Origin of the sequence: Streptomyces marinisediminis (genome assembly GCF_026262575.1) — a bacterium.
GTDB lineage: Bacteria > Actinomycetota > Actinomycetes > Streptomycetales > Streptomycetaceae > Streptomyces > Streptomyces marinisediminis.
Window position 1 is genome coordinate 21,136 of the sequence record NZ_JAPKFL010000041.1, and the last position, 7,401, is coordinate 28,536.

Genomic DNA, 7,401 nt, shown 5'->3' on the forward strand with positions numbered 1-7,401 from the left:
GTCACCACCTGTCCACGAAGGGGTCGGCGAGCTCCCCGTTCAATGCCGCCGACAGCGGGCGGTTGATCCGGGGCAGCAGGTAGACGTCGCCAAGACGTTCCAGCGGAACCCACTCGAAGCCCACCTGGATGGGGTCCGGCGGTTCCGGCATGCGCGGCTCGGCGTCGTCCACCTGCTCGGCGAGGAAGTTGAACTGAACCTTCTGCACGTCCCCGAACTCGCCCTGCCACGACTCGGGCACGTACTCGACGACGCACAGCAGACGCCGGGCCACGACCTGGAGGCCGGTCTCCTGTGCGACCTTGCGGTTCACGGCCTGGCGCAGGTCCTCGCCGACCTGGGCCTTGCCGCCGGGGAGGTTGTAGTGGAACCCGGCCTCGTCGTCGTACGACAGCAGCAGGACGGCGCCGTCGCGCACGATCGCCGCCTTCACGGAGACACTGATCCGAGGCAGTTCGGGCGTCAGAGGCACGACAGTGCCTCCGGTTCGCCGACGCGCATCAGGTCGCCGACCTCCGCGAGGGATCCCGCGACGGTGGAGCGGAAACTCCCTCCGCGCCGGAACTGACGGGCGGCGGTGCGCATGCCCGCGAGCGCGGCACGGCTCAGCTGGTTCGCGTAGATGCAGAGGCTGAAGCCGGCCTCGCCGAGTTCGGCGGCGCTCAGGTCGGGGAACGCCGTGGGCACGCTGACCAGCGGCACGCCGTGGTTCCACGCACGTCCGATGGCCCGCGCCTGATCACCGGTCGCGTCCTTGGAGTGGATGAGTACCGCATCCGCTCCGGCCTCGGCGTACGCCTCGGCGCGGGCGATCGCCGTGGCCATGTCCTCACCGGCGATCAGGGCCTCGGTGCGGGCCACGGCCACGAGGTCATCACCGGCGACCTTCCGTATGCGCCCCACCTGCTCGCACAGCAGATCCCGGTCTGCGAGGGTCTGGGCACGGTGGGCCGCGAAGCTGTTGCACTTCGGGTACGCGCTGTCCTCGACACACACTGCCGCGGCTCCGGCGCGCATCAGGTCGTACGCGAACCGCTCCGCCGTGCGCCCCGAGCCGCCCGCGTTGTCGATGTCCACGATGACAGGCAGTTCAGTGACACGGCCGAGCGAGGCGACCACGTCGGACAGGTCCCGGGGGCCCAGGACGTTGGCGTCCGGTAGCCCGGAGGCCGCGGACACCTCCAGACCGCTCACCCACAGGGCGTCGAAGCCCGCCTCCGCTGCGACGTGCGCGGCGAGCGCGTTCACCGCACCGATCGCCAGGAGAGGGTGCTTCCGATCGCTGTCGTCGAGGGCCTCGCGCAGACGCCTCGCATTCGTGCCGTCAACCATGGATCTCTCCTCCTTCCGTGTGGGCGGCGATGGGCGGTACCAGCTGTCGTTCGCGCAGTACGTCCCAGGCGGCGAGCAGCACCTCGGACCGGGGCCGGCGGGCGTCCAGGCGGACCACGTCGCCCAGGAGCGGGAACTCGTCGGGCTTCGTGACCACGGCCTCGTAGGTATCGCGAACCCGGATCTGGACGTCGCGCACGTCCCAGTCGGCCCGCACGGCGTCACCCTGCCGGGCCTGCGCCCGGCTCATCGAGGCGTCGGTCTCCAGGTCCAGGACGAGCGTGATGTCCGGGGCCACGGTGAGCTGCGCGGCTAGCGCCTCGTACGTCTCCGATGCCCTCATGCCGTGCTTCACGGCGAAGAAGGCCAGCTCGCTGAGGAGCCAGCGATCCGCGATCACGGGCCGGGCCGCTCGCTGGGGGAGCACGAGGCGATCCAGCGTGGCCCGCTTGTCCGCCGCGATCGCGGATAGGTAGGCGTCGCGGTTCCCGGCGTTCGGCTGGTACTTGCCGGTGACGATGGCGGCGGCCTGGTCGGCGGCGAGGAAGTTGGTGGTGAGCACGCACAGCGGGGTGACGTCGTAGAGGCCCTCCCAGAGCCGGAACAGGCCCTTGCGCAACGTCGTCTTGCCAGTGCCGTCGAGCCCCTCGATGACGATGAACGGATAGCGGTGGTTCATTCGACCTGCCCCGCCCCCGTGCCGCCGTTGTACTTGGTGAAGCGACCCCGCCAGCGGGCCGTGGTGGACACCAGGTCCACGAGGCGCAGCTCCGCCAACTCGTCGACCAGTCGGGGCAGCCCGGGCTCGGCGCAGATGCCGGCCTCGACGGCCCGGCAGTACGCGGCGCGGAGGGCCGGGGCGTCGTCGGAGTTACGCAGCGCCGCCTCCAGCACCCGCGTGGCCATGCCGTGGGCCACGACGCTTACTGCGGTGCCCAGGGCCTGCTCATGGAGCGGGCCTGGGTGCGGCTCCAGCGTGTTGTGGTGCACCCCGCGGTGGCGGATGACCGCGAAGAAACCTACCCACCACGCGGCGGCGGAGCTGACGGCGGTCACGGCATCGGACCAGGCCGCCCCGGGCTGCTCCGCGAGGAGTTTCTGAGCAGCGGTGTCGGCGGCGCGGCGAAGTGCCCCGCGCCGGTTCCGCGACTCCGCTCCGTGCCGCTGGGGCAGCTCCCACCAGAAGCCGAGCTCGGCGTCCTCCAGCAGCGCCGTCGCGGACTCGTGGCCTGCCGGCAGCGGAGCCGGGCGCTGGGCCAGCACGGAGACATCGGCGCCCGGCACGTCGGGCAGCGCCTGCTCCTCGGCGACGGCAGCCCGCCATTCGTCGAGATGGAGATGGAGCCGCTGGGTCAGCAGCCCGTCCGCCAGCGTCTGCCAGGCATGGGCCAGCGGCGGCGAACCGGGTGGCCGGGGCGGCAGGGTCAAGGAGGTCACAGGTCGGATCCTCACGTCCGGGGAGTCGCGGCACGCGGCTCCGGTCGGTGGTGCTCTACCACGATGGCCGCCACGAAGGCCCACGCTTATGAGCGTTTATGAGCCCCACGAGCGCACCGTGTCCGGGTGGTCGCAGAGCGGGGCAGAATGCCGACCATGGTCGACAGCGGACAGCGGCGGTGTACGCGCTGCGGTGCCCTTCTCAGTCGCTTCAACGCCGGTACACGATGCGCCTCGTGCCAGGACGGGCCGGCCGCCCGACGGGCCGACCCGGCCTTCTGGCGTGATCCGACGGTCCGGCGTGCCGTGGCCGCATGGGAACTCGGCACCGTCGTGAAGCTGTTCAGGAAGCACACGGGCCTCTCCCAGGCCGGCGTGGCGCGGATGGTCAGCATCGACCAAGCCGAGGTCAGCAGACTGGAACGCGGGCTAAAACGGATCCGCGACCGACGACAGTTCGTCCAGTGGACCGATGCGCTGGGAGTTCCGGAGGAGCTGCTCGGGCTCCTGCCCACGGTCGATCCGCACATCACGAACTCCACGGGCCGACGGGGGGCGGCGGACACCGGAGCCCGTGGGTACACTGCGCTGCCCGAAGGGCCGGGCCAGCTTCTGTTACCCGCCGGCCGGTCCGTCTCTACGACGGCGCTCCCCGTGCTGACCCTTCCCGCGGCCTCCTTCCTCGGGGACAGCCTGAGACTCGACTCCCGCCCGGAGCTGGATGCCTGGCGCACCATGCCGATGCGCGCGCTCGTCGTCGCGAACCGCACGGTGGACGGGGCGGTCCGGCAGTTCGTCACCGACGCCCGACCGAGCGGCGTACGTGCCACCGCCTCCGACCCGGTCGACATCCCCGCCGCGTACGAACTGGACGACCTGACTTACGGCATCCTGTGGGCCGTGTCGGGATTCGAGGCGGCACTGCTCGGCGACGACCAGCCCCTGCACAAGTCGCTGGCTTCGCTCACCGCTTCCCCAGGCTCGCCGCTCGCCTCCGACCTCGGCCTGACCGAAGCCTCCCGGATGCTGATCGGCTCGGAGACCGCAGCCCGGTACATCCTGGGCCACCGGGACGACCTTGGCGACGCACCCGTCTTCTGGACCAGGGAACAGCGCGGTGAGGAGGCCGCCACCTGGCTGTTCTTCCGGCACAAGTACCAGTACCTGGAACGAATGGCGCCCAGGCGTCCGGGCGGTACCAGCGGCCGGGGGTTCTGCGTCCCCGAGGCTGCGGTCGCCTCCTCGCTGGCGTACGAGCGCGTTCTGCTCTTCCTCGCTATCGCGCTCATGGAGTCCTTCGGCATCCGCACCTGGGTGACGGACGACGGAGGCTTCGCCCACACCGACGGCTTCGCGCTCTCCCACGGGCGCCGCGCCGTCATCGCCACATGGGTAAGGACCGAGGGGGCGTCCCACCTCGCGGTCACCGCGCGGCCGGGGGCCCTGCGGACGTTCGCCGATGTGACGGGCCACGTCAGCCAGCACTCGACCACAGCGGCTGAGCAAGCCGGACAGCGCCTTGCGGCAACGGCTGAGTACCTCGGCCTCGACGCCTCCTGGCTCGGTCGCCGGTGCGCACAGTTGTCGGCCGTCGGCACGGAGCGGCTCGCCCGGCCGCGCAGCCGGTTGCTCGGTCTCGAAGGGCTGGAGGTCGCCTGCCGGTTCGTGGCCGAGCAGATGGTGATCATTCCGCGTACCAGGACGGCGCCGACCCGATAGCCTGCGTGAACCACTCGTGAGGTCGCGCTCGGCGGCGTCCGGACAGGGGAGCAGGGGAATGACGGAGTCGGTCAGGAACGTGGCGGTCTTCTCCCTCGGCGGCACGATCGCCATGACCACCGACCCCACCACCGGAGGCGTCGTACCGGCGCTTTCGGCCCACGAACTCCTCGCCGCGGTACCCGCGCTGGCCACGAGCGGCATCGGCCTCAAAGTGCGGGACTTCCGTCGTCTGCCCGGCGCCTCCCTGACCTTCGAGGACCTCACCGCACTGTCGGCCGCGATCGCGGCGGAGTTGCGGACCGGAGAGGTCGACGGCGTCGTCATCACCCAGGGCACCGACACCATCGAGGAGACCGCCTTCCTCCTCGACCTCTACCACGGCCACGAGCAGCCTCTCGTCGTCACCGGCGCCATGCGCAACCCCACCCTGCCCGGCGCCGACGGCCCGGCCAACCTCCACTCCGCCGTCCTGGCCGCCGCGGACCCCGGACTCAGCGGCGCCGGCTGTCTCGTCGTACTCGGCGACGAGATCCACTCGGCCCGGACCGTCCGTAAGTCCCACACCACCAGCCCCGCCGCCTTCACCTCACCGGCGTGCGGCCCGATCGCGCGGATCGCGGAGAACCGGGTCTGGATGATGGGCGGGCTGCCGCGCCGCGGACCGCTGGTCGGCGCCCCCGACCGTGAGGCGCGGGTCGGGCTGTACACCGTCACCCTCGGCGACGACGGCGCCCTGCTCGACGTGTGGGACGGCAACTGCGACGGGCTCGTGGTCGCGGCCTTCGGCGTGGGCCACGTCCCGGAGCGTCTCGTCGAAGGGCTCACCAAGCTCGCGTCCCGCATCCCTGTGGTCCTCGCCTCCCGCATCGGCAACGGCCCCGTTCTGTCGGACACGTACGGCTTCCCCGGCTCCGAGAAGGACCTCCTCGGACGAGGACTCATCGGCGCCGGAGACCTCGGCCCGTACCAGGCGCGGCTCCTGCTGCAAGCCCTGCTCGCCCAGGGCGCCGACGGGGCGACGGTCCGCGAGACCTTCACCACCGCCTCCGCCCGCTGATCCCACCTCATCAGGAGACACCCGCGCATGCGTGCTCACGAGCTGACCGTCGGCCGTACCTTCGGCGTCACCTTCGACCACGGGGAGGACTTCTTCGAGGCGCTGTCCGCCTTCTGCCGAGACAACGGCGTACGGCAGGGCTACATCCCCTCCTTCATCGGAGCCTTCGCGGAGGCCGAGATCGTGGGCGCCTGCGAGAAGCTCGCGGACCCGGACGCACCGGTCTGGGCGAAGACGTACGTCACCAACGTCGAGGCGTTCGGCGCCGGCACCCTCGCCCATGACCCCGCCACCGGCGGGATACTCCCGCACATCCACGTCTCCGCCGGCCTGAAGACCCAGTCGGCCGACGGCAGGACGAGCCACCTCCTCAGCGCCAAGGTGCAGTTCCTCAGCGAGCTGCTGATCGTGGAGGTCACGTCGCCCACGATGACCCGGCCCCGGAACCCCGACCTCTACGACGTTCCGCTGCTCACGTTCGGCTGACCGGCAGGAGCCGACGGAGCCAGGGGTGGCCGGGCGCGATCACCTTGATCGCGTTCGCCAGCCAGGCGCGTGCCGGAGTGTCGAGCAGCGGCAGTACCGCTTCGAAGTCGGTCTCGTCCTTGTCTCGGGTCGCCTTCGCCTTGTAGAAGAGCTGCACCTCGGGCGCGAGATACGGGATGCCCGTCTCGTTCGTCCGCCCGAGTCGGTCGATCGGGAGTCGGATCTCCGGGGTGCGCCGCGAGACCCACTGAGTGCCTTCGGCCTCGTCCAGCATGAGCTGCACGGACCAGGGCGCCTTGGGCGTGCGGCGGCACCAGATGTCGTGGAGCGGCGGCTGAAGGACCTCTCCCGGTCGCCACGGTCGAAGCTCCCCCTGGCCGGGCGGATCTGCCACGTGCAGGTCCCAGTCGACCAGCAGTTCACGTACTCGGACTTGGTCGCGCCGAAGGACGAGAACGTCGAGATCACCGTGTGCGCGCAGCTCGCGGCCGACCGCGAGTTCGATCGCGTAGCCACCGGCGATCCACCACGGGAAGTCCGCCTCGGCGAAGACCGCGGCCACATTCTCGGGACGATCCGGCACCCAGCGTCCCAGCACGTCAGCACTCACTCGCTCATACTCTCAGTGACCAGACGGGCGGAGGCGAAGGCCGACGGTGGGTCGGCGGTCTCCCTGGAGCGCCTGTGGTCCGCTCGCACCCTGTGCTCATAAACGCCCATGAGCATCAAGGCCACCGGCAGCCACCCTTGAGCGAGTGACTCGCGACCGGCCTCGTGGCCGGGGGCTTGAGCTACGACTCTCCCAGGGGCCGGACACACTCAATGCCATGGTGGTTTCTGATGTTTCGTACGCCTTTCGGGGGCGTACGCAGTGCCTGACCACTCCGGAGCCCTGGGAGGAGGCAACCGACGTCACTCACAGGAGGTCCGCCGCCCGATGATCAGTGCGCCGTCCGCCGCCCTCGTGTACCGCTGGACCGACCACACCATCAACCCGACGGGCGAAGTCCGCTCGGTTCTGCGCCGTGTTCTCGAAGATCGGGGCATGTCCGACGACGTCATCAGTGACGGAGTCCTGGCAGTCTCGGAGCTCGTGGCAAACGCGCACGAGCACGCGTGCGGCCCGTACGAGGTACACCTTCGCTCTGCTGCCGGGAGATACATCTGCGAGATCCACGACGGGAATCCTCTGCTTCCTACGGACCTCTACCTGGCTGCCGTGCCCTTGCCGGAAGCCACCGCGTCGGGGGCAGTGAGCGGGCTACTCACTGAGCGCGGACGGGGCCTGCACATCGTGCACGAGCTGACTCGGGGACAGTGGGGATTCCAGGTCACGGACTGCGGAACCAAGGCTGCTTGGGTGGGCT

The 7,401-nt window shown here is 70.4% G+C and carries 9 protein-coding genes; 4 read left to right on the top strand and 5 right to left on the bottom strand.

Annotated elements, in window-relative coordinates; genetic code table 11:
- Position 1: 1 nt before the first annotated feature.
- Genes OSB71_RS22930 through OSB71_RS22945 form a run of 4 tightly spaced genes read right to left on the bottom strand, consistent with a single transcriptional unit; the run spans position 2 to position 2,769 of the window.
- Positions 2 to 472 (bottom strand): NUDIX domain-containing protein, encoded by a 471-nt coding sequence (locus OSB71_RS22930; RefSeq protein ID WP_265950711.1) that lies wholly within the window; start codon positions 470 to 472, stop codon positions 2 to 4.
- A complete protein-coding gene (locus OSB71_RS22935; protein WP_265950712.1) occupies positions 463 to 1,332 on the bottom strand; it encodes an isocitrate lyase/phosphoenolpyruvate mutase family protein in 870 nt (289 codons plus the stop codon). Before OSB71_RS22935 ends, OSB71_RS22930 begins: the two co-directional genes overlap by 10 nt.
- Complete coding sequence (locus tag OSB71_RS22940; RefSeq protein WP_265950713.1) at positions 1,325 to 2,011, bottom strand: dTMP kinase; 687 nt, start codon at positions 2,009 to 2,011, stop codon at positions 1,325 to 1,327. Before OSB71_RS22940 ends, OSB71_RS22935 begins: the two co-directional genes overlap by 8 nt.
- Positions 2,008 to 2,769 (bottom strand): hypothetical protein, encoded by a 762-nt coding sequence (locus tag OSB71_RS22945; RefSeq protein WP_265950714.1) that lies wholly within the window; start codon positions 2,767 to 2,769, stop codon positions 2,008 to 2,010. Before OSB71_RS22945 ends, OSB71_RS22940 begins: the two co-directional genes overlap by 4 nt.
- A gap of 156 nt (positions 2,770 to 2,925) precedes the next feature.
- Here OSB71_RS22945 and OSB71_RS22950 point away from each other — a divergent pair, with 156 nt between their 5' ends.
- Genes OSB71_RS22950 through OSB71_RS22960 form a run of 3 tightly spaced genes read left to right on the top strand, consistent with a single transcriptional unit; the run spans position 2,926 to position 6,034 of the window.
- The gene (locus OSB71_RS22950; protein WP_265950715.1) at positions 2,926 to 4,488 is read left to right on the top strand and encodes a helix-turn-helix domain-containing protein; all 1,563 of its coding nucleotides are present in this window, start codon (positions 2,926 to 2,928) and stop codon (positions 4,486 to 4,488) included.
- A gap of 58 nt (positions 4,489 to 4,546) precedes the next feature.
- Positions 4,547 to 5,548: an asparaginase gene (locus OSB71_RS22955; protein ID WP_265950716.1), complete on the top strand. Its 1,002-nt coding sequence runs from the start codon at positions 4,547 to 4,549 to the stop codon at positions 5,546 to 5,548.
- 27 nt (positions 5,549 to 5,575) lie between these two features.
- Complete coding sequence (locus tag OSB71_RS22960) at positions 5,576 to 6,034, top strand: PPC domain-containing DNA-binding protein (RefSeq protein ID WP_265950717.1); 459 nt, start codon at positions 5,576 to 5,578, stop codon at positions 6,032 to 6,034.
- Here the strand turns inward: OSB71_RS22960 and OSB71_RS22965 are convergent.
- Positions 6,021 to 6,644 carry a nucleotidyltransferase domain-containing protein gene (locus tag OSB71_RS22965; protein ID WP_265950718.1) on the bottom strand — a complete coding sequence of 208 codons (624 nt, stop codon included), beginning with the start codon at positions 6,642 to 6,644 and terminating at the stop codon, positions 6,021 to 6,023. The genes OSB71_RS22960 and OSB71_RS22965 overlap by 14 nt on opposite strands.
- 435 nt (positions 6,645 to 7,079) lie before the next feature.
- On the opposite strand from OSB71_RS22965, the gene OSB71_RS22970 reads away from it, so the two are divergent.
- On the top strand, positions 7,080 to 7,401 hold a 322-nt coding region (locus OSB71_RS22970; RefSeq protein WP_265950719.1), incomplete at its 3' end, for an ATP-binding protein.

Bases quoted from the DNA above. Each gene is read 5' to 3' on its own strand.
- OSB71_RS22935 (WP_265950712.1), bottom strand. From the start codon at position 1,332: ATGGTTGACGGCACGAATGCGAGGCGTCTGCGCGAGGCCCTCGACGAC.
- OSB71_RS22940 (WP_265950713.1), bottom strand. From the start codon at position 2,011: ATGAACCACCGCTATCCGTTCATCGTCATCGAGGGGCTCGACGGCACT.
- OSB71_RS22950 (WP_265950715.1), top strand. From the start codon at position 2,926: ATGGTCGACAGCGGACAGCGGCGGTGTACGCGCTGCGGTGCCCTTCTC.
- OSB71_RS22955 (WP_265950716.1), top strand. From the start codon at position 4,547: ATGACGGAGTCGGTCAGGAACGTGGCGGTCTTCTCCCTCGGCGGCACG.
- OSB71_RS22960 (WP_265950717.1), top strand. From the start codon at position 5,576: ATGCGTGCTCACGAGCTGACCGTCGGCCGTACCTTCGGCGTCACCTTC.